The following is a 24,193-nucleotide window of genomic DNA, read 5'->3' as shown; positions in this document are numbered from 1 at the left end:
ATGGCTTCGTTTAAACCGTAGATCGGTGCGCAGGGCGCACCCTACATCGTTTTGAGACAGGTTCTAGTGAACCGCAAGCCACCGCCGGTGGCAAGCTGGATATATTAAGGTGTCCGTAAGTTAAGGCTGTCTTGCCGCTTTTTAGTTCGGACTGTGAAGACTGCGTTCAGTCGGTTGACTTGGCGCGTCCGCCACGCTACCGTAGATACAATGTATATACCAGCAGGAAACCTCTTATGAAAACCAAGGCCCAGAAGTGGGGCAACAGTCTCGCCGTGCGACTGCCGCGCCCTGTGGCGCAGCAGGCCGGCATCAAGCCCGATGATTCGCTCGAAATTCAGGTGAGCAAGGGCCGCGTGATCCTTACCCCGGCCGTGGTAACAGAGTATCGCCTGAGTGATTTGCTTAAGAAGGTCACGAAGAAGAATATCCACCACGAAACCGACTGGGGCAAGCCGCGAGGCAAGGAAATCTGGTGAGTGGCGGCTACGTCCCGGATCGTGGCGACGTGGTCTGGTTGAATTTCGATCCACAGTCCGGTCGCGAGCAGGCCGGACATCGCCCGGCGCTGGTGCTGTCGTCGGCCTCTTATAACGGTCGCATCGGTTTGATGATCGTCTGCCCCATCACCAGCAAGATCAAGGGTTATCCCTTCGAAGTGCCGGTACTTGGAAATCCCGATGTCGCCGGCGTAGTCCTCGCCGATCATGTGAAGAGCGTGGATTGGAAATCACGCCGCGCGAAGAAGAAGGGCGAGGCGCCGGCACACGTGGTACACCAGGTGATTGGTAAGCTTCAGACGTTGCTTAATCCCGCCCTCTGATTCTGTCGCCCGCGTGATGCGGTCCTTTCCTAGACCGCTCACCCGGCCTTTCGATCCATGCTTGGGACACGTTCCAGCACGCGTCTTAGAAATTCCCCGGTGTGTGAAGCCGGATTCCGCGCTATCTCCTCGGGCGTGCCGGTGGCTATGATTCTTCCCCCGCCGTCACCGCCTTCGGGGCCGAGGTCGACGATCCAGTCGGCGGTTTTGATGACATCGAGATTATGCTCGATCACCACCACCGTGTTGCCGTGATCGCGCAACCGGTTTAGCACGGTAAGCAATTGGTTAATGTCGTGAAAGTGAAGTCCCGTGGTCGGCTCGTCCAGGATATACAACGTCCGCCCGGTGTCGCGCTTGGACAGCTCGCGGGCGAGCTTGATGCGTTGCGCCTCGCCGCCGGAGAGCGTGGTGGCGTTCTGGCCGAGCGTGATGTAGGACAACCCGACGTCGAGCAGCGTCCGCAGCTTCTGGTTCACGGCGGGAATGGCGCTGAAAAATGCCGCCGCTTCCTCCACGGTCATGGCCAGCACCGCGTCGATGGTTTTGTCCTTGTAACGGATGTCGAGCGTCTCGCGGTTGTAGCGCTTGCCGCGGCAGACATCGCACTGGACATAGATATCCGGTAGAAAATGCATTTCCACTTTGATCAGGCCGTCGCCTTGACAGGCCTCGCAACGCCCGCCGCGTACGTTGAACGAGAACCGGCCCGGTCCGTACCCGCGTTCACGCGCCATCGGGGTGGCGGCAAAGAGCTCGCGGACGGGCGTGAACAGACCGGTATAGGTGGCGGGATTGGAGCGGGGCGTACGCCCGATCGGCGCTTGATTGATGTCCACGACCTTGTCAAAAAGTTCCAGCCCGTCGATCGATTGGCACGGCGCGGGGTCCAGCGCGCTTCCATACAGATGTTTGGCTACGGAAGCATAGAGCGTGTCGTTGATCAGCGTGGATTTGCCGGATCCCGATACGCCGGTGATGCAGGTAAAAAGACCGACCGGTATCGAGGCATTCATGTTTTTCAGATTGTTGCCGGTGGCATCGCGTATCACCAGTTGCCTTCCCGGGACATTCGGCGTACGTACCGGAGGAATCGGGATTTCCTTCTCTCCGCGCAGGTAGGCGCCGGTGATGGAGTGTGGGTGCTGTATGATCTCAGTCGGCGCACCCTGCGCCACGATCTTGCCACCGTGCACGCCCGCCCCGGGACCGATATCCAGCACGAAATCGGCGGACCGGATGGCTTCTTCGTCGTGTTCCACCACCATGACGGTGTTGCCGAGGTCGCGCAACCGGCGCAGCGTGTCCAGCAAGCGCGCGTTGTCGCGCTGATGCAGCCCGATGGAGGGCTCGTCGAGCACGTACATGACGCCAACCAGCCCCGCGCCGATCTGCGAGGCCAGACGAATACGCTGGCCTTCGCCGCCGGAAAGCGTTTCCGCCGCGCGCGCCAGCGTGAGATATTCAAGCCCGACATTGACCAGAAACCCAAGCCGGTTGGAGACTTCCTTGATGATTTTGGAGGCGATTTCGCCGCGGCTTCCTTCGAGTCGCAAGTGACGGAAGAATTCCAGCGCCGCGCTAATCGGCAACAGCGTGATATCCGGTAACGGCCTGTTTTCGATGAAGACGTGCCGCGCCTCGATACGCAGACGCGTGCCGGCGCAGGATTCGCACGGCTGGTGGCTCAGATATTTTGCCAGCTCGTCGCGAATCGTATTCGACTCGGTCTCGCGATAGCGCCGCTCCATGTTGTGAATCACGCCCTCGAACGGATGTTTTCGTTTCGAGCGCAGGCCGTGTTCGCTGTAATAGGTGAAGGTGATGAGTTCATCGCCGCTCCCGAAGAGTATGACGTCGCGCACCTTTCTGGGAATTTTTTCAAAAGGCGACTCCAGGTTGAATTTGTAATGTTTAGCCAACGATTCGAGCATCTGGTAATAGAAGGCGTTGCGTCGGTCCCAACCGCGAATCGCCCCGGCCGGGAGCGAAAGCGACGCATCGCTGACGATACGCTCAGGGTCAAAAAACTGGCGCACGCCGAGGCCGTCACAGGTTGGACAGGCGCCGGCCGGGTTGTTGAATGAAAACAAGCGCGGCTCGAGTTCGGTGAGACTGTAGCCGCAATGCGGACAGGCGTACCGGGCGGAGAACATGATCTCCTGCCCGTTCTTATCCTCACTTTCCAGCACCATCACGCGAACCAGGCCTTCCCCCAGGCCGGCCGCTGTTTCGAATGATTCCGCCAATCGCTGCTCTTGTCCCTTCCGCACCACCACGCGATCCACCACTGCTTCGATGGTGTGCTTGAAATTCTTTTTCAATTGCGGCACTTCGTCGAGCGGCACCACCGTCCCGTCGATCCGGGCGCGGACGTAACCTTGAGCACGCAGTCGCTCCAGGATATGCGCGTGTTCCCCCTTGCGCGCTTCCACCAGGGGCGCCAGCAACATGAGCTTTGTGTCTTCGGGCAGCGCCATCACATGATCCACCATCTGACTGACCGTTTGGGCGGCAAGTGTCACGCCGTGTTCCGGGCAGCGTGGCTCGCCTACCCGGGCATACAGCAGCCGGAGATAATCGTAGATTTCCGTTACCGTTCCGACGGTCGAACGCGGGTTGTGCGAGGTGGACTTCTGCTCGATGGAAATGGCGGGGCTTAACCCTTCGATCAAATCCACGTCCGGCTTTTCCATGAGGGAAAGAAACTGTCGTGCGTAGGCCGACAGGGATTCGACGTAGCGCCGCTGACCTTCGGCATAAAGCGTGTCGAAGGCGAGTGACGACTTTCCGGAACCGGATAGACCGGTAATGACGATCAGTTTGTCGCGCGGCAGGTCAACATCGATATTTTTGAGATTATGCGTGCGTGCGCCGCGAATACGGATGAATTCCATGCTGATCTTCTTAGCGTCTGTTCCGGTTTTCGATGCACCCGGACGGAACTGCAGGATTTAAGGCCAATCTGCTAATATACGCAAAACAGATATTTTTTCCCATCAAACTCTCGCTGAAGAATGTCGATTTCCGACCGGATGTCTCCCCTGGAGTTGCGTGCCAGCGTCGGGCTGGCCAGCATTTACGGACTACGAATGCTCGGCATGTTCCTGATCCTTCCGGTTTTTGCCGTTTATGCCGAACAGTTGCCGGGAGGCGAGGCCCATATCCTGGTTGGGCTCGCGTTAGGCGTCTATGGCCTGACTCAAGCACTGCTGCAACTGCCATTCGGGATGGCCTCCGACCATTATGGACGCAAGCGCGTAATTTATTTCGGCCTCGTGTTGTTTGCGATTGGCAGTTTTATTGCCGCCGTGGCGCATGATATTGAAATGGTGATTATCGGCCGTTCGATCCAGGGGGCGGGCGCCATCAACGCCGCGGTAACGGCGCTCCTTGCCGACCTCACGCGCGAAGAACATCGCACCAAGTCAATGGCCATGATCGGCGGCACTATTGGATTCACTTTCGCTCTTTCTTTAGTCCTCGGCCCGGCGCTGTATCATCTCGTCAGCATCCCCGGAATTTTTGCGCTTACCGGAGTACTGGCCCTGTTGGCGCTTGCGGTCGTGAAATACACCGTCCCGGACCCGAAAGTAAGCAGTTTTCATTCCGACGCGGAAGCCATGCCGGCAAAACTCCTGGAAGTGCTGCGCGACACGGAACTCGCGCGCCTCAATTTCGGTATTTTCGTGGTGCACGTCGCTCAAATGTCGATGTTTGTCGTGGTGCCCCTGGCATTGCGCGAGACGGGAGGTCTCGATGCCAACCATCACTGGCAGGTATATCTGCCGATACTGGTCGTGTCTTTTGCACTTATGGTGCCGCCACTCCTGTACGGCGAAAAAAAGGGCAAAATCAAACAAGTATTTATCGCCTCCATCGCATTGATGTTGCTGGCGGAAGTCGCATTGGGCGTGGCAAAATCGCATTTCTGGGCGTTAGTGGCATTGCTGGCGATTTATTTCGTGTCATTTAATATCCTGGAGGCGAGCCTCCCTTCATTGGTATCCCGGGTCGCTCCGGCTCGGTCCAAGGGCACGGCCATGGGAATATTCAATTCGTTTCAATCATTCGGACTTTTTGCCGGTGGCGCGCTGGGTGGCCTGCTTTCGCATTACTTTGGGGCCTCCGCGGTTTTCCTGTTCGGAGCCGGCCTTATCGGAATTTGGCTTTTTTTCGCATCGAGCATGAAACAATTACCGGCCGTGAGAAACCTGGCATTCCACGTCCGCGAAATGACCACGGATGAAGCACGCCGTCTCGAAGCCAAACTCGCACTTGTGCTCGGCGTTACCGAGGCCACGGTAATTGCAGAGGAAGGGGTGGCCTATCTCAAGGTGGACAGGACCAGATTTGACGAGCAGGCCGTGTTGCGGTTGCTGCCGGCTGTTTAATCGTTATTTTTTTGTCGGTCTCCGCTATTTTCTCAAACCGCACGATACGTTAGGAGAAATTTTTAATTCGCTAAGTCAGCACCCGATCCCAATCCGAAGTATTGTTTCTCGGTAAATTGCGGGGATCATGGCATGATTGTGGCAGCGTAATAATCTGGCTATGATGAGTCACCCTAAACTTCACGGAGAATCGGATCGTACCGTTCTGGCACAGGGCTCCGTGATTAACCTAAGGAGAAACGAGCATGGCGCGCGGTGTAAACAAGGTAATACTGGTCGGTAATCTGGGCCGGGACCCCGAGGTGCGTTATTCCCCCAACGGGCAGGCGGTGGCCAATGTCACGCTGGCCACGTCAGAATCCTGGAAGGACAAAACCAGCGGCGAAAAACAGGAGCGGACCGAATGGCACCGCATCGTTTTTTTCGGTCGCCTGGCCGAAATCGCGGGCGAGTATTTGAAGAAGGGCGCGCAGATCTATATCGAAGGCCGCCTTCAGACGCGCAAATGGCAAGACAAGGACGGACATGATCGCTATACCACCGAAATTGTCGCCAACGATATGCAGATGCTGGGTTCGCGCGGCGGCGCCGGCGCCCCGAGCGACAATTTCAATCAGGATCAGCCGGCCGCGGCAGAAAATGCCGGTCAGGCGGAGGCGAAGAAGGCCAAACCTGCCGTGGCAGGTGATTTCGACGACGATATTCCATTTTAAAACAGTAGCAAGTGACAAGTAGCAAGTGACAAGGAAAATCTTTCTTGCATTTGCTTGCTACTTGAAACTTGCGACTTGCTACTGAAGTTTTACCCCGGTGGCCAGCGCAGAAAACGCCCACCGAGCAGGTGAAGGTGGACGTGAAACACCGACTGGCCGGCGTCGGCATTGCAGTTCATGATAATACGGAAACCCGACTCGGCAACCCCGGAATCCTTGGCAATTTTCACCGCCTTCAAGAACATTTTCCCGATAAGTTGCGCGTCGCCCTGACCTAGGTCATTCAGGGTTGCGATGTGCTTTTTGGGAATGATCAGAACATGTACCGGCGCCTGCGGGTTGATGTCCTTGAAGACCAGCATGTCGTCATCTTCGTAAACGGTATTGGGTTTGATTTGACCCGATACCATTTTGCAAAACAGGCAATCTGTTGTCATATAATCTCCTCCCGCACTCCCTGAAGACACCGCGCCCAAGGCAATCCGTCCTGTGGGGCAAAGCATAGAGTGGAACCGGCGGCGTGAAAAGGGTGTATTGCGCCGGGTAGCGAAGCGCAAAATTACGTCTATATATTTCGATATGGTCACAGGAGACCTGGATAATTCACGGGAGATGTCAGATGCCGATGTATGAAGAACCGGTGGTAGGCGCCTTTTACGAAGACGAAGCAGGCCGGACTTTCGAAGTAATTGCCTTTGATGAAAACGACGGCACGGTGGAGATTCAGTACGGTGAGAGCGCATCCGAAGAGATCGATCTGGATGACTGGTATGGGTTGGATCTGGAACGGTTGACAGCCGCTGAAGCGTCAGAAGAAGACCTGGATAAACCGGCCGCCGACGACGTGCCGGATGATGATATAGATCAAGACGATGAAGACGACGATTATCCAGTCAAAGATGACGAATAAATCATCGTCTCTGACCGACTCATAAAAACAACCGTACCCTACCAGGGTTGCTTCCCCCCCGGGACCTTGATTAGTACGAACTACAGGCTTTAAAAAACCGGGAAATTCTCGGAGCATGGAGTGGAGCTTGTCGAATTTCATCCAACCTTTTTTGCTCGACACCGCCCCACTTCCCGCGTCAGCCCATACACCCGGCGCGAGAATCTTCCCGATTCTTGCCCGCAACTGCCCCACCCCTGCTTTTGATGTCTAGTTGTTCGCGGTCGTTCCACGAAGCGTGGTTTCAATCCGTCCGGCCATTTACCCGGCGTGCGTACCTATTCGGACGGTAGCGCACGCAAAATTCTTTTTTAAAATTAGACCATATCCTTGAGACTTTTCAGCGGCTGAATCTTGACCACATTGCGCGCCGGTTTGGCCTTGAAAATTACTTCTTCCTTGGTAAACGGATTGATGCCCTTGCGTGCCGGAACGGCGGGCTTGTAAATCATCTTGATTTTCATCAAACCAATAAGATTGAAAATGCCAGGACCTCTTTTCAGGTCGCGCTCGATAAGGCTGGTCATTGTGTCGAACACGGCAACGACGTCTTTGCGCTTCAGGTTGGTTTTCTCAGCAATATGGGCATAGATCTCTGACTTCGTTGTCGGTTTCTTTCCCGGTTTGTTGTTTGCCATGTAAGCTCCTGAGTGGAAGGTTGGGGTTAAAGGGTTAGCTCGATGCGCGCATAATTTAGCGGAAAAACCAGGGGGATAGAAGAGTGTAACCACATTTTTCCCTTAAATTTACGGGTTTCCAGGGGTAGCCCCCGGAACCCGTTCCTGGCGCTGCTGTTCGTTCGTCAAAAAATTCTAATCTGCCGTTTTCGGCCCCCTTCGGGGTGGCATTCATACAACGCACTGACAGCGGTTTCGATCGACCTGGACAGGCAAATTGTCTACCGCTTTGGCTGAATTGGGAAGCCGGGGGCTCATCTGAAACAGGAAATATTTTTTAATCTACTGTCCCAATACTGGATTGTCGATCACGCGGGCGGTGCATCCGGGCGGGGGTTAGCATGGCGCGCGACTGCCAGCGCTGACCTGTCTGAGAGTGTCGGTTCCTCGCATTGGGGCTCCAGCAGACTTCTGATTGGGATGGACTTTGCTTTAAAAATAATGCGTTAGAGTGACCCCCGGGCTATAATGTGGCTTGTCTACCTTGTCTGCCGCCCCCATACTTTGGGGGCGAGTTGTTTTATCCAGGAGCTGTCAATGCCGATATACGAATATGAATGTGGAAGTTGCCTCCATAAATTTGAGTCTATCCAGAAAATCAGCGACCCTTTGCTCACGGATTGTCCCGAGTGCGGGAAGTCCACACTCAAGAAGCTGATTTCCGCCGTCGGTTTCCAGCTTAAAGGGACCGGCTGGTATGCCACGGACTTTAAGGGTGGGGCTCGGAAACCGGAACAGAAATCGGACCCGGACAAGAATTCCGGTTCGGAACCAGCCCCGCCCAAGAAGAAAGCGGGCGGTTGTGCCGGCGGTACTTGCGGCTGCGCCAGCTGACCATGATGGCCGCCGTGCGTCGCTATCTGGTAGCCGGGCTGCTCATCTGGGTTCCGCTGGGCGTGACCCTGCTCATTGTTAAGTTTCTGGTGGACCTGATTGACCAGACGCTGCTGCTCCTTCCTGTAAGTATCCAACCGGAACATCTACTCGGGTTCCGGATCCCGGGGCTGGGGCTGGTTTTAACGGCGGTCATCGTTCTCGTTACCGGCATAGTCGTCACGAATCTTTTCGGCAAGCAACTCTTCACCATCGGTGAACAATTGTTACGACGCATTCCGGTCGTGCGCTCTATCTACGGCGCCGTGAAGCAGGTAACGGAAAGCATGTTTTCCTCAGGCAAATCGTTTCGCAAGGTGGTATTGGTGGAATATCCCCGCAAGGGGATGTGGACGCTGGCCTTTCAGACCGGATCGGGTTCGCCGGAAATCCGGGAAAAAACCGGACGAAACATCACCAGCGTGTTCATTCCCACCACGCCAAATCCCACCTCGGGATTTTTTCTCATGGCCCCTTCCGAAGATGTGATCGAACTCGATATGAGCGTGGACGACGGTCTCAAGATGCTGTTGTCTGTCGGCGTGGTTGTGCCGCGGCAGAAAGCCAATCTCTACCCACAGGGGGCGCGCAAGCTCCCCTGAATGTGCCCGATCTTCATTAATTTTTCACAGGCCTGGCATGCGCAGTCATTATTGCGGTGAAATCAATGAAGCCCTGATCGGCCAGCGGGTAACCCTCTGTGGCTGGGCGCACAGCCGGCGCGATCACGGCGGCGTGATCTTCATCGATCTGCGCGACCGCGAAGGCGTGGCGCAGACCGTGTTCGACCCGTCGCAAAAGGAGGCCTTTGCTTCCGCTGAAGCGGTGCGCACAGAATTCGTGCTGCGCGTGCAGGGCACGGTGCGTCCCCGTCCCGCCGGCACGGTCAACCCAGGCCTGCGCACGGGAAAAGTGGAGCTGGCCGCGGATACCCTCGAGATACTCAATCGGGCCGAGGCACTTCCCTTCCAGTTGGACGACACGGACCTCTCGGAGCCCGTGCGGCTCAAGTACCGTTATCTCGATCTGCGCCGCGAATTCATGCAAAAAAATATCAGATTGCGCCATCAAATCACCCGGTCTTTGCGGCGGTATCTCGACGACCGCGGCTTCACTGAAATTGAAACCCCGATGCTGACCAAGTCCACGCCCGAAGGCGCGCGCGACTATCTGGTGCCATCGCGCACGCATCCCGGGCATTTCTTCGCGCTGCCGCAGTCGCCGCAATTGTTCAAGCAATTGTTGATGGTCGCGGGATACGAGCGTTATTACCAGATCACCCGCTGTTTTCGCGATGAGGATCTGCGAGCGGACCGTCAGCCGGAATTTACCCAGCTCGACATCGAGACCTCATTCCTCGATGAAAACGGCGTGCTGGCAATGATGGAAGAAATGCTGCGCGCGCTGTTCCAGGACATGTTGCAGGTACAGTTAGCTACCCCGTTTCCGCACCTGAGTTTCGCTGAGGCCGTGCGGCGCTTCGGCACGGATCACCCGGATTTGCGCGTGCCGCTAGAGTTGACCGACGTCGGAGACCTCATGAAAAAGGTCGAATTCAAGGTTTTCGCGGGACCGGCCAACAGCCCCACGGGACGCGTGGCGGCGTTGTGCGTGCCCCAAGGGGGCGAATTGCCCCGCAGCCAGATTGACGGTTATACCGAGTTTGTGAGCCTGTATGGCGCCAAGGGTTTGGCGTATATCAAGGTTAACGATATCGCTAGGGGGCGGGAAGGGCTGCAATCCCCGATACTCAAGTTCCTCCCGGACGAAGTGATCGCTGCCGTGATGCTACGCACCGGCGCACAGACGGGCGACTTGGTATTTTTCGGCGCGGACACGGCCAAGGTCGTCAACGATTCACTCGGGGCGTTGCGTCTGAAACTGGGCGATGACCTGAATCTCAAACAGGCGGGCTGGAAAATATTATGGGTGGTGGATTTCCCGATGTTCGAATACAACGCCGAACTCAAGCGCCGGGTTGCATTGCATCACCCGTTTACTTCCCCCAAGTCCGAAGACCTGGGGCGCCTGGACAGCGATCCGGAAAGTGTGCAGGCACGCGCCTACGACGTGGTGCTGAACGGCTCCGAAATTGGCGGCGGCTCGATCCGTATCCACCGTGAGGACATACAGAAAAAAGTATTTGCCGTGCTCGGTATCGGGCCGGATGAGGCGCGGGCCAAGTTCGGTTTCCTGCTCGATGCGCTCAAATTCGGCGCCCCGCCGCACGGCGGCATTGCTTTCGGGCTCGATCGCATATGCGCGCTCCTAAGCGGCGTGGACTCGATACGCGATGTCATCGCCTTTCCCAAAACGCAGAAAGCGACTTGCCTGTTGACGGAGGCGCCAAGCCCCGTGGAGGAAGCGCAATTGCGCGAGTTGCACATCAAGTTGCGAAAACCTCCGGAAAAGACGGCCGGCGAGGCTGCCGGTGTTCCCTCCGACGAAAAAGTATAAGCGACCCGAATCGGTTCTGGTCGTGATTTATACCTTGACCGGCAAGGTGTTGCTGCTGCGGCGTGCCGATGACCCCGATTTTTGGCAATCCGTGACTGGCAGCCTGTTATGGGAAGAATCCGATCCCCGCCAAGCCGCAACGCGGGAACTGCGTGAGGAAACGGGGCTCGACGTTGCCGACGGGCTGCGGGATTTGGGTATCGTCAATCGTTATTCCATCCTTCCCCGCTGGCGTCCACGTTATGCACCGCAAGTAAGCGAAAACAAGGAACATGTTTTCGCGCTGGCGCTTCCCGCGGAAACCGCGATCACGCTCAATCCGGCGGAGCACGACCAATTCGGCTGGTTTACATTTGAATCCGCCGCTGCCAAGGTATTTTCCCGGACCAACCGCGTGGCCATCGAGACGGTAAAGGAACGGCGAGAATAAATATGGTCCTGGTACTCGCTTGCGAGTATATCGTCGGTGTTCCGGAAGCGGCGGACGACCCCGGTTTCTTTTGGTGGAGGACAAGCGTGGCAGGCACATGGAGGTAGGGGACCGGTATTTTCGGCGTGAAGCAATTCTCGAACCGCCACAAACCGTCGTTCTGGTCCACGGCCTGTGGTTTCCGAAGCATTTTTTGTACCCGTTGGCGCGACGATTATGTCGCCAGGGTTTCATCGTACAGTACTTTTCTTATCCCTCCGTGCGCGCCGATCTGCGTGCCAACGCCGGGCGGTTGGCCGATTTCCTTGACCACCCGTGTACGGACACGTTGCATCTCGTGGGTCACAGTCTCGGTGGTATCCTGATCCGCGCGCTGTTTCATTTTCATCCCGACCAAAGACCGGGTCGGATCGTTACCCTGGGTTCGCCGCACGGCGGATGCCAGGTAGCGCAGCGTTTGAATCACCACGCCTTATGGCGCCGGGCCATGGGACGAAGTGTTATGCAGCTGCTCGCCGGTATCACGCTTGACTGGCCGTTGCCGCAGCGCGAGATCGGGGTCATCAGCGGCAGTCATTCCTTCGGTCTGGGGAGAGTGTGGTATCGTCATCTGCCCCGTCCGAACGACGGCCTCCTGACGGTGACAGAAAGTGGACTGCCCGGCGCCGCCGATTACATTACGCTTCCGGTGTCTCACACCGGTATGCTGTTTTCGCCCGTGGTGGCGCGCCAAATCGATGAATTTTTAAAAACCGGTCATTTTGTGCACGGAACCGAATGATTTTCCCGGCGCGGTTGGGAGAGTCCGGACCCGATGTTACACTGACGCCAGCTCCAGAGGTAAATTTCGGATGACGAGTTACGGGATTCTATATATATGGCCGGTCATCCCAAATGGGCCAATATCCGCCATCGCAAGGGCGCCCAGATAAGCCATTGCGGTGAGCGCCGGATTTCAGAAGGGGAAATAACATAGCCATGGCTGGGCATTCGAAGTGGGCGAACATCAAACACCGCAAGGGCGTTCAGGATGCCCGTCGCGGGAAGATTTTCACCAAGCTGATTCGTGAGATTACCATCGCCGCGCGCCAGGGTAGCGGGGGCGATCCCAAACTCAATCCACGCCTGCGTGCCGCCATGGACAAGGCGCTGGCACAGAACATGACCAAGGATACCATCGAGCGCGCCATTAAACGCGGTACCGGCGAGCTCGAGGGCGCGCACTACGAGGAAGTCCGCTACGAAGGTTATGGCCCGGGCGGCGTGGCAATCATGGTCGAGTGCACCACCGACAATCGCACTCGCACGGTGGGCGAAGTGCGCCACGCCTTCACCAAATACGGTGGCAACCTGGGCCAAGACGGTTCAGTCGCCTTTCTGTTCAGCAAAATCGGCGTACTTAACTACCCCGCGGGCACGAGCGAAGACCGGATCATGGAGGCGGCACTGGAGGCGGGCGGTGACGATGTGATTTCTGACCACGACGGCGCGATCGAGGTGTTGACCGCGCCCGAAGCGTTGCATGCCGTGATCGCCGCCATGGAGCAGCGCGGGTTCAAGCCCGAGCATGCCGAGATCCAGCAGCGCGCTTCGGTCTCTGTGCCCGTGAGCGGGGTGGATGCTGAAAATATGCTTCAGCTCTTGGAGGTGTTGGAGGACCTGGATGACGTCCAGAGCGTATTCTCAAACGCGGATTTTCCGGAAGAAATTCTCAAACAGGCGAGCTGATGCATGGACTTTTCGCAACGTTTATGCCAATGCCGACTTTGACGCTCCCCATCTCTGGGGCGCACCCGTGGGGGCCCGCTGCGCGCATCCAATCTTGCTCCTGGCAAGATTGTCCCGATGAGCTGCTGAAGCAGGCGAGTTGATGCGGGTTCTCGGCATTGATCCGGGTTCCCGCATTACCGGTTTCGGTGTGGTGCAGGTATTGCGTAACGGCCGGATGGAATACATCGCCAGCGGGTGCGTGCGCGTCACCAAAGGTAACCTCGCCGACAAACTCAAAATAGTTTATGACGGCGTTCATGAAATTATCAGGACCTATCAGCCGACGGTGCTGGCGATTGAAAAGGTATTTATGGCGCGCAACGCCGACTCCGCCCTCAAGCTGGGGCAGGCACGTGGCGCGGCGATCCTGGCCGGCGCGAACCAGGCCGTGGAAATCGCCGAATACACCGCGCTGCAAATCAAGCGTGCCGCAGTGGGCCAGGGCCATGCCGGAAAACAGCAGGTACAACATATGGTCAAGGCACTGCTCAGGCTCGATGCCTTGCCGCCAGCCGACGCGGCCGATGCCTTGGCCTGCGCCATCTGCCATGCCCATCATGCGGTGGGTTACCGGTCGCTTCCACGGCGCATTCCCGGGCGGCGCGGAATGAGGATTTCCCTGTGATCGGCCGATTGCACGGAGTGCTGATGCGCAAAGAGCCGCCGGCAATTCTGGTGGATGTCGCCGGCGTGGGTTACGAACTGGAGTCGCCCATGACCGCGTTTTACGAACTGCCGGCGGTGGGCGAAAAGGTCACGCTCTACACGCATGTTGTCGTGCGTGAAGATGCGCATCTGCTCTACGGATTTGTCCGCGAGGCCCAGCGGCGGTTGTTTCGCGAACTGCTCAAGGTCAATGGCGTGGGCCCGCGCGTGGCGCTTGCGGTGCTTTCCGGGCTCACGGATGAGGACTTCACGCGTTGTGTTGCTGACGAAGACATTGACCGTTTGACCAAGGTCCCCGGGATCGGACGGAAAACGGCGGAACGACTGATCATCGAAATGCGCGATAAGTTGCCGACCGTGGCGGTCGCGACATCCGCGGCAGCTACCGAATCCGGCCAGCCGTTGCCGGGAGACCCGGTAAGCGAGGCCGTCAGCGCGCTGGTGTCGTTGGGATACAAGCCCAATGAGGCGAGCCGTGCCGTACGCGGCATACCTACTCAGGGTCTGAACGCGGAAGAAATCATTCGTCAGGCGCTAAAAGGCATGGCAGTATAAATCAAGGAACCCTCACCCCGGCCCCGATCGAAATGAAGACACTCACCTACTTCCCCTCTCCCTCCGGGAGAGGGCAAAGGGTGAGGGGGGATCGCCCCCTCATCCCCATCCCTTCTCCCTCAAGGGGAGAAGGGGGCGAGCCGAGGCGCGCTATGCGCGCTTTCTTTCACTCGGGGAGAGGGGGAGTTGGAGAACATCTATCCATATGATCGAGACTGATCGGCTGGTATCGGCGCATGTAGTTGAACCGTCCGAAGAAGTTGTGGAGCTGCGTCGGTTGCGCCCCGCGCGCCTTGCAGAATACGTGGGACAGGAACCGATTCGCCGGCAGATGGAGATATTTATCGCCGCCGCGCGTGGACGGGGCGAAGCTCTGGATCATGTGCTGTTGTTCGGCCCGCCGGGCCTCGGCAAGACCACACTGGCTCATATCATCGCTAATGAAATGGGCGTGGGCCTGCGGCAGACGTCGGGTCCGGTCTTGGAACGCCCCGGCGATCTGGCGGCGCTGCTGACCAACCTGCAACCCAACGATGTACTGTTCATCGATGAAATCCACCGCTTAAGTCCGATCGTGGAGGAAATCCTCTATCCGGCGATGGAGGACTATCAGCTCGATATTCTCATCGGTGAAGGCCCGGCGGCCCGGTCCATTAAACTCGATCTGCCGCCCTTTACGCTCGTCGGCGCCACCACGCGCGCCGGGCTCCTCACGTCGCCGCTGCGCGACCGGTTCGGCATTGTGCATCGCCTCGAGTTTTACAATCCGGAAGAGCTAGCCCGGATTGTCGCGCGATCCGCCGAAATTCTCGAGGTGCACATCGAGCCTGAGGCGGTAACCGCGATCGCCCGACGTTCTCGCGGAACGCCGCGCATCGTCAATCGCCTGTTGCGCCGGGCGCGTGATTTTGCACAGATTAAAGGCGACGGCCGGCTGACGGGTGACATCGCCGAAATGGCGCTCAACATGCTAGAAGTGGACCACTGCGGATTCGACATGCTTGATCGGAAGCTGCTGTTGGCCGTCATCGAAAAATTTGCCGGCGGCCCGGTGGGCGTGGACAATCTTGCGGCGGCGATCGGCGAAGAGCGTGATACCATTGAGGACGTGATCGAACCGTTCCTGATTCAGCAGGGATATCTCATGCGTACGCCGCGCGGGCGCATGGCCACCGCCACGGCGTGGAAGCATTTTGATCTCAACGCCCCGGTGGCATCCGATCGCCCACAGCGCGATATATTCAGCGAAGAATAAACCGGCGCCAGCGTGAGCAAGGTATTCTCGATTCCGATAAGGATTTATTACGAGGACACGGACGCAGGAAACGTGGTGTATTACGCCAATTACCTGAAATTCATGGAGCGGGCGCGCACCGAATGGCTGCGCGCCCTGGGATTGGAACTGGACGAAATCGCGCGTCGTGAAGGAGTTATTTTCGCGGTGCGCTACGCCCGGGTCGACTTTATTAAACCCGCCCGTTTCAATGACCTGTTGCAGGCGACGGTGGAGCTGATCAAACGCGGACATGCCAGCATGACATTTGCGCAGCGGATACAGCGGGAAAGCCTGACACTGTGCGAAGGCGAGGTGAAGGTGGCGTGTCTCGATACCGCGACCCTGGCGCCCCGCGCAATCCCGAATCACCTTGTGACACATCTGGATCCCGGAGCGTCAACATGAACGTGACCGCGACCGAAGGGATTGCATTATGGTCGCTGGTTCAGCACGCGTCGTTGCCGGTACAACTGGTTATATTTCTCCTGCTGGCCGCGTCGGTACTTTCCTGGACGATGATTTTCCGGAAATGGTTTGCCCTGAAAAGCGCCAGTAATGTCGCCGACCGTTTCGAGGCGAAGTTCTGGTCGGGGTCAAACCTTAATCAGATGTTTACCGAGCAATCGCGCCAGGAAGCGCATGCCACGGGGATGGCCAGTATTTTTGTGGAGGGATTCCGCGATTTCAAGCGGCTTAACCAGCAGTCGAACATCGAGCCCATGGATGTGCTCGAAGGCGTGCAGCGCGCCATGCGCGTGGCGCTGTCGCGCGAGATAGACTATCTGGAGACGCATCTTTCGTTTCTGGCTACGGTCGGCTCGACCAGCCCCTATGTCGGCCTGTTCGGCACGGTATGGGGTATTATGAATTCTTTCCGGTCATTGGGTTTGGTGCAACAGGCCACCATCGCGCATGTCGCCCCGGGTATTGCGGAGGCATTGATCGCAACCGCCATCGGCCTGTTTGCGGCGATACCGGCGGTCATTGCCTACAACCGGTATTCCAACAACGTAGAACGGCTGGTGACCCGCTATGAAATATTCATGGAGGAGTTCTCCAGCATTCTCCAGCGTCAGGCATATGCCTCTCGGGAATCGTAACGATGGAGGCCTATCGAAAACGCCACCGAAAACTCATGAGCGAGATCAACGTCGTGCCTTACATCGACGTGATGTTGGTGCTGCTGGTGATTTTCATGATCACGGCACCGTTGCTCTCGCAGGGCGTCAAGGTGGATCTGCCGCAGGCCACGTCGCAACCGGTGGAGAATCAGGATCGCGAAACGCTCGTGGTGACGGTGGACCGTGACGGAAAGTATTTTCTGGATGATCGTCGCATCTCACCCGGGGAACTGAGCAAAAAAGTGGCGGGGATCCTGCGAGTCAGGCCGCAGACACCGGTGTTGATTCGCGGCGACCGGCAAGCGAATTACGGCGAGGTCGTGAAAGCCATGACATTGCTGCAGGCGGCCGGCGCACCGAGCGTGGGATTGCTTACGGAACCGCTGAAAAAGCCCTGAAACATCGTAACACGGCGTGTTTTGTCCCTATAATCCGCTATAATTCCTTAGAACCGGTCAGTAACACCCACATGCCGTGGTGTATGCGTCGCCGCTCGATAGGTGCCGCGCCTCGACTAAAATTCAAGCTATTCAGGGACTCTAAGCGACGTGTTGCCGAAGAAATTACGCCACAATCCGGGAAGAATCCGCGCCATTGTGTACGCCGTGCTGGTGAATGCGGTTGCGATCGGACTTGCGGTAGTTGGATTCCGCTGGACCATGACACCCGGCGGCGACGAACAAGTCGTTCAGGCCGTGGCCATTCCGTCGGAACCGCTTCGCAAGCCTGAAGAGGTGGACAAGCGCGTCCAGCAGGAAGCGGAGGCGCGAAAAAAGGCCGAGGCGGAAAAGCGCCACCAGGACGAGCTGAAGAAAAAGCAGGCAGAGGAGCTCAGGAAAAAACAGGAAGAAGAAAAGGTAAAGGAGCGCGAGCTGGCTGAGCGTAAAAAGAAAGAAGCCGAGGAGTTGGCGCGCCAGAAAAAGGAAGCCGAGGAACAGGAAATAAAAATACGTGCCGCCGAGCTTGAGCGGAAGAACGAGGAAAAACGCCGGCAGAAACTGACTGAGCAGGCGCTTCAGGAACAGCTGGCGGCGGAAGAGAAAGCGCGCCAACAGGCCACTTTCGCCGCACGCTCGGCATCCGAAGTCGATAAATACAAGGTATTGATCCGCCAACGTGTCAGCCGCAGCTGGAACCGGCCCGGCGGCATCGCCAAAGGCTTGAAATGCGTAGTCCACGTGCGACTTACGCCGAAAGGGGAAGTACTATCGGCCGCCGTGGTACGTTCCAGCGGCAACCCGATCTTTGACCGTTCAGTGGAATATGCCGTATACAAGGCCGCGCCATTGCCGTTGCCGGAAGACCCGGCGTTGTTTGATAATTTCCGTGATATTGAATTTTTATTCAATCCTGAATAACAGGACACCGTAAACGTGATGCGCCATATCGCCAAACTGATTGCCTTGATGGGAATGGTACTGTGGTCTGCCAATGTTCAGGCCGTGTTGACCATTGAAATAACGCGCGGGCTGGATATCGGCACGCCCATCGCCATCGTCCCGTTCAGATGGGAAGGCCCCGTGAGATTGCCGCAGAATGTGTCCGACGTGATCGAAGCGGATCTGGCGCGCAGCGGCCGGTTCGCCGTATTGCCGAAAAAGGATTTTTTTTCTTCCCCCCACGACGATACGGACGTGGTGTTCAAGGACTGGCGCATTTTAAAAGCAGAAGCACTGGTAATCGGCAGCGTACGCCTGGTGGCGCCGGAGAAGTATCAGGTGCAATTCCGGCTGTTTGACGTGTTCAAGGAGACCCAAATCGTCGGTTTTCGCTACACCATTAGCGCCAATATGCTGCGCGCGGTGGCCCATCAGATCAGCGATATTATTTATGAAAAAATAACCGGCGAACCGGGAGCGTTCAATACCCGTATTGCCTACGTCACGCGCGAAGAGCCCCCCGGGACAAAGCCGGCCTACAAATTGCAAGTGGCGGATTCCGACGGCGTTAACCCGCAAACCGTGGTTCGTTCCGCCGATCCCCTTATGTCACCCGCTTGGTCGCCCGATGGCTACCGCCTGGCTTATGTTTCCTTTGAAGATAAGCGACCAAAGGTGTATATACAAAGCTGGACGGCAGGTCGGCGTGAATTGATCGCCGAATTCGCCGGCCTCAACAGCGCGCCCGCATGGTCTCCGGACGGCCGCAGTTTGGCCCTGACATTATCGCGGGATGGAAACGCTGAAATATATACGATGCGGCTCGATACCAGGGAATTTAAAAGACTCACCTTTGATCAGGCCATTGACACGGAGCCCTCGTGGTCGCCGGATGGGCGCGATATCATCTTTACCTCGGACCGCGCCGGATCACCGCAAATATACCGCATGAACGCATCCGGGGGCGCGGCGGAGCGCCTTACTTTTGACGGAGATTATAACGCGCGCGCATCCTATGCGGCGGATGGCAAGTCCATTACCTTCGTGAGCCGTCAGACGGGAGGCTTTCGAATTGCGGTACTGCAGCTTGATACCAAGACAACGTCGGTATTGACCGATACGACGCTGGATGAGTCGCCGAGCTTCGCCCCCAACGGGCGTATGATCATCTATGCTACCGAGGTACGGGGCCGCGGCGTGCTGGCCACCGTTTCATACGATGGACGCGTGCGCCAATTGATCAAATTTGAGGAGGGCGATATTCGTGAGCCCGCCTGGTCGCCTTACAACCGTGAACTGCAATTTAAGGAGTGAAATATGCAAAACAGGAGACACCTAGTCACATCGCTGTTCATCGCTCTGGTACTCGCCGGATGTGCTGGTGAGCAGGCCGTCAAACCTGAACCGACGGCGACAGAAGCCCCGTCGGCGCAGACCGCGCCGGGCGCGGATAAAACCGGTACGACAGGACTCTCGCTGTCCGAACGTGAAAGACAGCGGCGCGCCGAACTGCTGGCCCAGCGCCGTATTTATTTTGCATTTGACAGCAGCACGATTGACGACGAGGCGCGTGCCATCATTGAAGCGCACGCCGCCAACCTCGTGGCAAATCGGCAAATCAGTCTGACGCTCGAAGGCAACTGCGATGAGCGCGGTTCACGCGAGTACAATCTCGCGCTGGGCGAACGCCGTGCTCAAGCCGTCGAAAAGATGATGAAGGTGCTGGGTGTTTCCGGCAACCGCATTAAGACAGTGTCCTACGGCGAGGAAAAACCGGTTTGCCAGGAACACAACGAGTCTTGCTGGCGTCAAAACCGGCGCGCCGAAATAGTGTATAAATAATTTCGATGCGATCACTCCGGCGAATCGGTGGGTGGACAGGCGGGGCGCTGATCTCCGGCCTGTTCACTGTGTTCGCGATGGCGGCCAGCCCGCCGGAGGGTTCCCGCCCATTCCTTCCTCCCGTGGTTGAAATGGGGGTAGGGGGGGCGCCGGCATCGCCTTCGCGTGAGGTGCTTGCCGATCTGCTGCAACAGATTGAATTGCTTCAGACGGAGATCAGAAATCTTCGTGGCCAGGTGGAAGTGCAGGCACACGAAATCGATCGCCTCAAGGCGCGTCAGCGCGAACTGTTGGCCGATATAGACCGGCGGGTTACCGAGATGGAACGTCGCGGTACCGCTGCGGCGCCATCCGTGGCGGCTCCCACTACGGAAAAGCTTATTACCACCGCGGTCTCGGCACCGGAGCAGCAGGATTACGATGCCGCCTTTACCTTGATGAAACAGGGGTATTACGAACGCGCCGCCAAGGGGTTCCGTGATTTTATCGCACAGTATCCGCAAAGTGAGTTGCGGGATAACGCGCAGTACTGGCTCGGCGAGGCCTTTTACGTGGTGCGCAATTATCGCCAGGCGATCGAGGAATTCAGGAAAGTTTTTGTCGATTTTCCCAAGAGTCCCAAAGCTCCTGATGCCTTGCTTAAGACCGGTTACAGTTACCACGAGCTGGCACGGGATTTCGACCAGGCGCAGAAAAGAGAGGAGGCCGGCAGGAAACGTCCGGCGGAACTCAAAAGACTCAAGGATGAAGGACGGGTTGCCTGGGAGCAGGCGCGCGAGCACCTGAGCCAGGTCGTCACGCGCTATCCGGGAGTCCCGGCGGCAAAATCGGCGGAACAACGCCTCGCGAGCTTCAAAAAAGAGGGGTCTTAATTTTGTGCCGCGGACCGATGCCGTCTCCCAGGCCGCCCGGTCCGCGACATTGTCCGGCGATCGCCTGCGCGTTACCGAAATCTTCTATTCGCTGCAGGGCGAGACACGCACCGTCGGCTGGCCCACGGTCTTCATCCGGCTGACCGGTTGTCCGCTGCGCTGCACCTACTGCGACACGGCTTACGCCTTTTACGGCGGACAATGGATGGAAATTGGCGACATACGTCGCCGCGCCGCGGAGTATGCCCCGCGTTATGTGACCGTAACCGGTGGTGAGCCCTTGGCCCAGCGCCCATGCCGGGATTTGTTGACTGCTTTGTGCGATGAGGGATACGAAGTCTCGCTCGAAACCAGCGGCGCCTTGGATATCGCCGGTATCGATCCCCGTGTCATCGTTGTAATGGATTTGAAAACGCCCGGTTCCGGCGAGGAGCAGCGCAATCTCTACACCAATATTTCGAAACTCGCGAAAAAAGACCAGATAAAATTCGTCATCGCGAATCGCCGGGATTACGACTGGAGCCGGGAACGGCTCGAAGAATATAAACTTGACCGGGTCTGCGAAGTGCTTTTTTCTCCATCCCACGATCAGCTGAAACCGACGGAGCTTGCTGAATGGATCCTCGCGGACCGTTTGCCGGTACGGCTTCAGATTCAATTGCACAAGTATCTGTGGACCGATGCCCGGGGACGGTGACAGGGAGAAACAAGCGGTGGTGCTGGTCTCCGGCGGCCTCGACTCGGCCACGGTACTGGCGTTGGCCGTATCCGCGGGGGCGCGATGTCATGCGCTCACATTCGATTATGGCCAGCGGCATCGGGTGGAATTGAATGCGGCAAAGCGCGTGGCGCACGCGCTGCACGTCGTTGACCGGCGCGTGGTTCGACTCGATATCGGCTGGATGGGTGGGTCGGCATTAACCGATAACGCGATCCCGGTACCGCAAACCCCTACCGAAGGAATTCCATCCACGTATGTGCCGGCCCGCAACACGGTTTTTCTTTCCATAGCCCTGGCCTGGGCCGAGGTTCTGGGAGCGGCGGACATTTATATCGGTGCCAATGCCGTAGATTATTCCGGTTATCCCGACTGCCGACCGGAATTTATTCGGGCATTCGAAACATTGGCGAATCTGGCCACCAAGGCGGGGGTGGAAGGCCGCGGCTTCCGTATCCACGCGCCTCTCATGAATATGTCGAAAAGCGAGATTATCCGGCTGGGTACACGCCTGGGTGTCGACTATTCGTTAACGGTGTCATGTTACGATCCGGATGCGACCGGCCTCGCCTGCGGCGCCTGCGAGGCCTGCCGCTTACGCGCCCGGGGCTTTGCCGATGCCCAAATCACCGATCCGACGCGATACGTTGATGTCGCAGGCGCTGAAATTCAATGACGCCAGGCAACAGTTCCCCTGCGTGACGCACTAACTCATCTATCTGACTAAATAGCGGGGTAAGCTGTAAAACGCATGGAACTCGACAATACACACACGGTGGCGCTGTGGGGATTTCTGGTGGCGGTGGTGTTCGGCGCGATTGCCAAGAAAACGAATTTCTGCGCCATGGGTGCTGTCAGCGACTGGGTGATTATGGGTGACAAAAATCGTCTGCGCGCCTGGTTCCTGGCCATCGGGGTGAGCGTCATCGGAACGCAAACGCTGCACCTGCTCGGCTACATCAATCTTGGCCTGTCCATTTACTTGACTACCAGCTTCGGATGGCTTGGTCATCTCTTGGGCGGGTTGCTATTCGGCATCGGTATGACATTGGCTTCCGGCTGCGGTCAGCGGTCGCTGGTTCGGATTGGAGGCGGTAATCTCAAATCCTTGGTCGTCATGCTGGTAATGGGTGTCACGGCATATATGACCCTGCGGGGCCTGTTCGCGCCGGTGCGCATCAATGCCATTGAGGTTACGAATCTCGATCTCGCGGCAAAGAATATGCCGGATCAAAGTCTCGTTTCGTTGTTTCACATTGCATTGGGTTCGGGCGACTTGAAGGCGATTCGTTTGTCTGTGACGGGAATAATTGGATTCGGACTGATTCTGTTTGCCTTCTTGAACACGGAATTTCGCAAGAGTCATGACAATATCCTGTCCGGTATCTCCGTCGGGCTGATTATTACCGCGGGATGGTTCATTACCGGGAAAATCGGTTTCGATGAATTCGAGCCCGTGCGGCTTGAATCCTACACCTTTGTCGCGCCGGTGGGGGAAAATGTGAATTACCTGATGACTTTCACCGGTTCAACCATCAATTTTGGCGTCGCGGCCGTATTCGGTGTCGTCACCGGTTCGTTCTTGTATGCGGTACTCGCCGGAAAATTCGCAATTGAAACGTTTGCGTCACGCACTGATATGATGGCCCATCTTCTTGGCGGTGTCCTGATGGGTTTTGGAGGCGTGTTGGCGCTGGGTTGCACGATCGGTCAGGGTGTCAGCGGCATGTCGACACTGGCTTTGGGGGCCGTGATGACGCTCGTGGCCATCATATTTGGCGCCGCGCTGACCATGAAGGTGCAGGGTCATTTATTGGATGAGCAGCCTTTTTTGCGTGCCGTACAACGCTCGCTGACGGATATGAAGTTGCTCCCTTCCGGATCCCGGAATAAATAAGCCACCCCAGTGTGTATCCTGCGGAACCGTTGGTTTGACAGGGTTCCGCGGCCTCTGGATAATGCCGCCTCCCAATTTTTCCCTTTCCCGCGCGGGCCGTTAGCTCAGTCGGTAGAGCAGCTGGCTTTTAACCAGTTGGTCGGAGGTTCAAATCCTCCACGGCCCACCATTACTTCCTTGGTCATGTCGCCATCGCGGCTTCGCTGAACTTTGGTGGTTGCACGATGGCGGAGTCGAAGCTGATGTCAGGATAGGTTTTCATCGCGCCCTCGTGCATCCTTCCGCTGCCGCAGCCATCCGCCGAGCATCGCGCCGAGCGTGCTCGCCGCGAGTTGCTCCAGCGGCCAGACAAAGAAGAAGGTCGAATCGCCGCGCGGCAGTCCGGGCAGTGGATCCGGCATGACCCTGAGAAATTCAGCGCTGAAAATCGCGAGCGCCGCGGTGCCGAAGTAGAACACGGCGATAAAGGCGCCGTTCAGCGGCTCCGCCGTGCGGGCGCGGAAGCCTGTCACGACCGCCCCGCAAAACAGACACAGCGTGCCGATATTGGCGGCCCACCACGTTCCCTTCCCGGCAAACACAAAGGCCCAGGTTCCCGCGGCCAGCGTGCCGAGGAGCGCGATCGCGAAGCCGGTCCACACCGCTGCCCAGGCAATGTCGCCACGCGCGATTTGCTGCGTGCCATTACTGTCAATTGCGTTTGGCATCGCGTTCACCCGCGCCGCGTAAACTTTTCATGAAAGCGATGAGATCGCTCAGTTCCTGCGCGGTCATGCGCTCC

At 57.4% G+C, this 24,193-nt stretch carries 28 protein-coding genes and 1 tRNA gene; 25 read left to right on the top strand and 4 right to left on the bottom strand.

The window, feature by feature from the left end:
- Positions 1-236 precede the first annotated feature (236 nt).
- Positions 237-479 carry an AbrB/MazE/SpoVT family DNA-binding domain-containing protein gene (locus WD823_RS14260; protein ID WP_368430164.1) on the top strand — a complete coding sequence of 81 codons (243 nt, stop codon included), beginning with the start codon at positions 237-239 and terminating at the stop codon, positions 477-479.
- The gene (gene mazF / locus WD823_RS14255) at positions 476-823 is read left to right on the top strand and encodes an endoribonuclease MazF (protein WP_368430163.1); all 348 of its coding nucleotides are present in this window, start codon (positions 476-478) and stop codon (positions 821-823) included. The genes WD823_RS14260 and mazF overlap by 4 nt, the downstream gene beginning before the upstream one ends.
- Positions 824-861: 38 nt before the next feature.
- Here the strand turns inward: mazF and uvrA are convergent, their stop codons facing one another.
- On the bottom strand, positions 862-3,720 hold the full coding sequence (gene uvrA, locus WD823_RS14250; RefSeq protein WP_368430162.1) for an excinuclease ABC subunit UvrA: 2,859 nt from the start codon (positions 3,718-3,720) through the stop codon (positions 862-864).
- A gap of 120 nt (positions 3,721-3,840) precedes the next feature.
- Between uvrA and WD823_RS14245 the strand changes: the two genes are divergently transcribed.
- Both WD823_RS14245 and ssb read left to right on the top strand, forming a co-directional pair.
- A complete protein-coding gene (locus tag WD823_RS14245; protein WP_368430161.1) occupies positions 3,841-5,217 on the top strand; it encodes an MFS transporter in 1,377 nt (458 codons plus the stop codon).
- Between the two features lie 245 nt (positions 5,218-5,462).
- Positions 5,463-5,930, top strand: a complete 468-nt coding sequence (gene ssb / locus WD823_RS14240; RefSeq protein ID WP_368430160.1) for a single-stranded DNA-binding protein — start codon at positions 5,463-5,465, stop codon at positions 5,928-5,930.
- Positions 5,931-6,019: 89 nt separating this feature from the next.
- On the opposite strand, the gene WD823_RS14235 is transcribed toward ssb, so the two are convergent.
- Entirely contained in the window at positions 6,020-6,367 is a 348-nt protein-coding gene (locus WD823_RS14235; RefSeq protein WP_368430159.1) for a histidine triad nucleotide-binding protein, read from the bottom strand.
- A 182-nt stretch (positions 6,368-6,549) separates the two neighbouring features.
- Here WD823_RS14235 and WD823_RS14230 point away from each other — a divergent pair, with 182 nt between their 5' ends.
- Positions 6,550-6,840 carry a DUF6763 family protein gene (locus tag WD823_RS14230; RefSeq protein WP_368430158.1) on the top strand — a complete coding sequence of 97 codons (291 nt, stop codon included), beginning with the start codon at positions 6,550-6,552 and terminating at the stop codon, positions 6,838-6,840.
- Positions 6,841-7,196: 356 nt separating this feature from the next.
- On the opposite strand, the gene WD823_RS14225 is transcribed toward WD823_RS14230, so the two are convergent.
- Positions 7,197-7,517, bottom strand: a complete 321-nt coding sequence (locus WD823_RS14225; RefSeq protein WP_368430157.1) for an HU family DNA-binding protein — start codon at positions 7,515-7,517, stop codon at positions 7,197-7,199.
- A 576-nt stretch (positions 7,518-8,093) separates the two neighbouring features.
- On the opposite strand from WD823_RS14225, the gene WD823_RS14220 reads away from it, so the two are divergent.
- The 20 genes from WD823_RS14220 to WD823_RS14125 all read left to right on the top strand — a co-directional run bounded on the left by WD823_RS14220 (position 8,094) and on the right by WD823_RS14125 (position 23,581).
- Positions 8,094-8,390 (top strand): FmdB family zinc ribbon protein, encoded by a 297-nt coding sequence (locus WD823_RS14220; RefSeq protein WP_368430156.1) that lies wholly within the window; start codon positions 8,094-8,096, stop codon positions 8,388-8,390.
- Positions 8,391-8,392: 2 nt separating this feature from the next.
- Positions 8,393-9,031 (top strand): DUF502 domain-containing protein, encoded by a 639-nt coding sequence (locus tag WD823_RS14215; protein WP_368430209.1) that lies wholly within the window; start codon positions 8,393-8,395, stop codon positions 9,029-9,031.
- 37 nt (positions 9,032-9,068) lie between these two features.
- Positions 9,069-10,886, top strand: a complete 1,818-nt coding sequence (aspS, locus tag WD823_RS14210) for an aspartate--tRNA ligase (RefSeq protein ID WP_368430155.1) — start codon at positions 9,069-9,071, stop codon at positions 10,884-10,886.
- Entirely contained in the window at positions 10,861-11,316 is a 456-nt protein-coding gene (gene nudB, locus WD823_RS14205) for a dihydroneopterin triphosphate diphosphatase (protein ID WP_368430154.1), read from the top strand. The genes aspS and nudB overlap by 26 nt, the downstream gene beginning before the upstream one ends.
- A 97-nt stretch (positions 11,317-11,413) precedes the next feature.
- Positions 11,414-12,097, top strand: a complete 684-nt coding sequence (locus WD823_RS14200) for an esterase/lipase family protein (RefSeq protein WP_368430153.1) — start codon at positions 11,414-11,416, stop codon at positions 12,095-12,097.
- A gap of 197 nt (positions 12,098-12,294) precedes the next feature.
- Positions 12,295-13,044 carry a YebC/PmpR family DNA-binding transcriptional regulator gene (locus WD823_RS14195; protein WP_368430152.1) on the top strand — a complete coding sequence of 250 codons (750 nt, stop codon included), beginning with the start codon at positions 12,295-12,297 and terminating at the stop codon, positions 13,042-13,044.
- Positions 13,045-13,183: 139 nt separating this feature from the next.
- Positions 13,184-13,711: a crossover junction endodeoxyribonuclease RuvC gene (ruvC, locus tag WD823_RS14190; protein WP_368430151.1), complete on the top strand. Its 528-nt coding sequence runs from the start codon at positions 13,184-13,186 to the stop codon at positions 13,709-13,711.
- Complete coding sequence (gene ruvA / locus WD823_RS14185) at positions 13,708-14,307, top strand: Holliday junction branch migration protein RuvA (RefSeq protein WP_368430150.1); 600 nt, start codon at positions 13,708-13,710, stop codon at positions 14,305-14,307. The genes ruvC and ruvA overlap by 4 nt, the downstream gene beginning before the upstream one ends.
- A 205-nt stretch (positions 14,308-14,512) precedes the next feature.
- Positions 14,513-15,562, top strand: a complete 1,050-nt coding sequence (gene ruvB / locus WD823_RS14180; RefSeq protein WP_368430149.1) for a Holliday junction branch migration DNA helicase RuvB — start codon at positions 14,513-14,515, stop codon at positions 15,560-15,562.
- 12 nt (positions 15,563-15,574) lie between these two features.
- Positions 15,575-15,988 carry a tol-pal system-associated acyl-CoA thioesterase gene (ybgC, locus tag WD823_RS14175; protein WP_368430148.1) on the top strand — a complete coding sequence of 138 codons (414 nt, stop codon included), beginning with the start codon at positions 15,575-15,577 and terminating at the stop codon, positions 15,986-15,988.
- Positions 15,985-16,683 (top strand): protein TolQ, encoded by a 699-nt coding sequence (gene tolQ / locus WD823_RS14170; protein ID WP_368430147.1) that lies wholly within the window; start codon positions 15,985-15,987, stop codon positions 16,681-16,683. Before ybgC ends, tolQ begins: the two co-directional genes overlap by 4 nt.
- Positions 16,684-16,685: 2 nt before the next feature.
- Positions 16,686-17,102 (top strand): protein TolR, encoded by a 417-nt coding sequence (tolR, locus tag WD823_RS14165; RefSeq protein ID WP_368430146.1) that lies wholly within the window; start codon positions 16,686-16,688, stop codon positions 17,100-17,102.
- Positions 17,103-17,252: 150 nt separating this feature from the next.
- Positions 17,253-18,062, top strand: a complete 810-nt coding sequence (tolA, locus tag WD823_RS14160) for a cell envelope integrity protein TolA (protein WP_368430145.1) — start codon at positions 17,253-17,255, stop codon at positions 18,060-18,062.
- A gap of 18 nt (positions 18,063-18,080) precedes the next feature.
- The gene (gene tolB / locus WD823_RS14155) at positions 18,081-19,397 is read left to right on the top strand and encodes a Tol-Pal system beta propeller repeat protein TolB (protein WP_368430208.1); all 1,317 of its coding nucleotides are present in this window, start codon (positions 18,081-18,083) and stop codon (positions 19,395-19,397) included.
- Positions 19,398-19,400: 3 nt separating this feature from the next.
- Positions 19,401-19,925: a peptidoglycan-associated lipoprotein Pal gene (gene pal / locus WD823_RS14150; RefSeq protein WP_368430144.1), complete on the top strand. Its 525-nt coding sequence runs from the start codon at positions 19,401-19,403 to the stop codon at positions 19,923-19,925.
- 5 nt (positions 19,926-19,930) lie between these two features.
- A complete protein-coding gene (ybgF, locus tag WD823_RS14145; RefSeq protein WP_368430143.1) occupies positions 19,931-20,797 on the top strand; it encodes a tol-pal system protein YbgF in 867 nt (288 codons plus the stop codon).
- A 49-nt stretch (positions 20,798-20,846) separates the two neighbouring features.
- Positions 20,847-21,494 (top strand): 7-carboxy-7-deazaguanine synthase QueE, encoded by a 648-nt coding sequence (gene queE / locus WD823_RS14140; protein WP_368430207.1) that lies wholly within the window; start codon positions 20,847-20,849, stop codon positions 21,492-21,494.
- Positions 21,478-22,191: a 7-cyano-7-deazaguanine synthase QueC gene (queC, locus tag WD823_RS14135; protein WP_368430142.1), complete on the top strand. Its 714-nt coding sequence runs from the start codon at positions 21,478-21,480 to the stop codon at positions 22,189-22,191. Before queE ends, queC begins: the two co-directional genes overlap by 17 nt.
- A gap of 75 nt (positions 22,192-22,266) precedes the next feature.
- On the top strand, positions 22,267-23,412 hold the full coding sequence (locus WD823_RS14130; RefSeq protein WP_368430141.1) for a YeeE/YedE family protein: 1,146 nt from the start codon (positions 22,267-22,269) through the stop codon (positions 23,410-23,412).
- Between the two features lie 93 nt (positions 23,413-23,505).
- Positions 23,506-23,581: transfer RNA gene (locus WD823_RS14125), tRNA-Lys, on the top strand.
- Positions 23,582-23,657: 76 nt separating this feature from the next.
- Here WD823_RS14125 and WD823_RS14120 read toward each other — a convergent pair.
- On the bottom strand, positions 23,658-24,119 hold the full coding sequence (locus WD823_RS14120; protein ID WP_368430140.1) for a hypothetical protein: 462 nt from the start codon (positions 24,117-24,119) through the stop codon (positions 23,658-23,660).
- Positions 24,120-24,193 lie beyond the last annotated feature (74 nt).

Origin of the sequence: Sulfuricaulis sp. (genome assembly GCF_040901545.1) — a bacterium.
In the GTDB taxonomy this organism is placed as follows: domain Bacteria; phylum Pseudomonadota; class Gammaproteobacteria; order Acidiferrobacterales; family Sulfurifustaceae; genus Sulfuricaulis.
The sequence above is the reverse complement of the archived record's forward strand: the minus strand, read 5'-3'. Positions and strand labels throughout refer to the sequence as shown.

What these genes read in the sequence shown, in the direction of transcription:
- WD823_RS14260 (WP_368430164.1), top strand. Translation starts at nt 237, where the DNA reads ATGAAAACCAAGGCCCAGAAGTGGGGCAACAGTCTCGCCGTGCGACTG.
- uvrA (WP_368430162.1), bottom strand. Translation starts at nt 3,720, where the DNA reads ATGGAATTCATCCGTATTCGCGGCGCACGCACGCATAATCTCAAAAAT.
- WD823_RS14245 (WP_368430161.1), top strand. Translation starts at nt 3,841, where the DNA reads ATGTCGATTTCCGACCGGATGTCTCCCCTGGAGTTGCGTGCCAGCGTC.
- ssb (WP_368430160.1), top strand. Translation starts at nt 5,463, where the DNA reads ATGGCGCGCGGTGTAAACAAGGTAATACTGGTCGGTAATCTGGGCCGG.
- WD823_RS14235 (WP_368430159.1), bottom strand. Translation starts at nt 6,367, where the DNA reads ATGACAACAGATTGCCTGTTTTGCAAAATGGTATCGGGTCAAATCAAA.
- WD823_RS14230 (WP_368430158.1), top strand. Translation starts at nt 6,550, where the DNA reads ATGCCGATGTATGAAGAACCGGTGGTAGGCGCCTTTTACGAAGACGAA.
- WD823_RS14225 (WP_368430157.1), bottom strand. Translation starts at nt 7,517, where the DNA reads ATGGCAAACAACAAACCGGGAAAGAAACCGACAACGAAGTCAGAGATC.
- WD823_RS14220 (WP_368430156.1), top strand. Translation starts at nt 8,094, where the DNA reads ATGCCGATATACGAATATGAATGTGGAAGTTGCCTCCATAAATTTGAG.
- WD823_RS14215 (WP_368430209.1), top strand. Translation starts at nt 8,393, where the DNA reads ATGATGGCCGCCGTGCGTCGCTATCTGGTAGCCGGGCTGCTCATCTGG.
- aspS (WP_368430155.1), top strand. Translation starts at nt 9,069, where the DNA reads ATGCGCAGTCATTATTGCGGTGAAATCAATGAAGCCCTGATCGGCCAG.
- WD823_RS14200 (WP_368430153.1), top strand. Translation starts at nt 11,414, where the DNA reads ATGGAGGTAGGGGACCGGTATTTTCGGCGTGAAGCAATTCTCGAACCG.
- WD823_RS14195 (WP_368430152.1), top strand. Translation starts at nt 12,295, where the DNA reads ATGGCTGGGCATTCGAAGTGGGCGAACATCAAACACCGCAAGGGCGTT.
- ruvB (WP_368430149.1), top strand. Translation starts at nt 14,513, where the DNA reads ATGATCGAGACTGATCGGCTGGTATCGGCGCATGTAGTTGAACCGTCC.
- tolQ (WP_368430147.1), top strand. Translation starts at nt 15,985, where the DNA reads ATGAACGTGACCGCGACCGAAGGGATTGCATTATGGTCGCTGGTTCAG.
- tolR (WP_368430146.1), top strand. Translation starts at nt 16,686, where the DNA reads ATGGAGGCCTATCGAAAACGCCACCGAAAACTCATGAGCGAGATCAAC.
- tolB (WP_368430208.1), top strand. Translation starts at nt 18,081, where the DNA reads ATGCGCCATATCGCCAAACTGATTGCCTTGATGGGAATGGTACTGTGG.
- pal (WP_368430144.1), top strand. Translation starts at nt 19,401, where the DNA reads ATGCAAAACAGGAGACACCTAGTCACATCGCTGTTCATCGCTCTGGTA.
- ybgF (WP_368430143.1), top strand. Translation starts at nt 19,931, where the DNA reads ATGCGATCACTCCGGCGAATCGGTGGGTGGACAGGCGGGGCGCTGATC.
- queC (WP_368430142.1), top strand. Translation starts at nt 21,478, where the DNA reads ATGCCCGGGGACGGTGACAGGGAGAAACAAGCGGTGGTGCTGGTCTCC.
- WD823_RS14130 (WP_368430141.1), top strand. Translation starts at nt 22,267, where the DNA reads ATGGAACTCGACAATACACACACGGTGGCGCTGTGGGGATTTCTGGTG.
- WD823_RS14120 (WP_368430140.1), bottom strand. Translation starts at nt 24,119, where the DNA reads ATGCCAAACGCAATTGACAGTAATGGCACGCAGCAAATCGCGCGTGGC.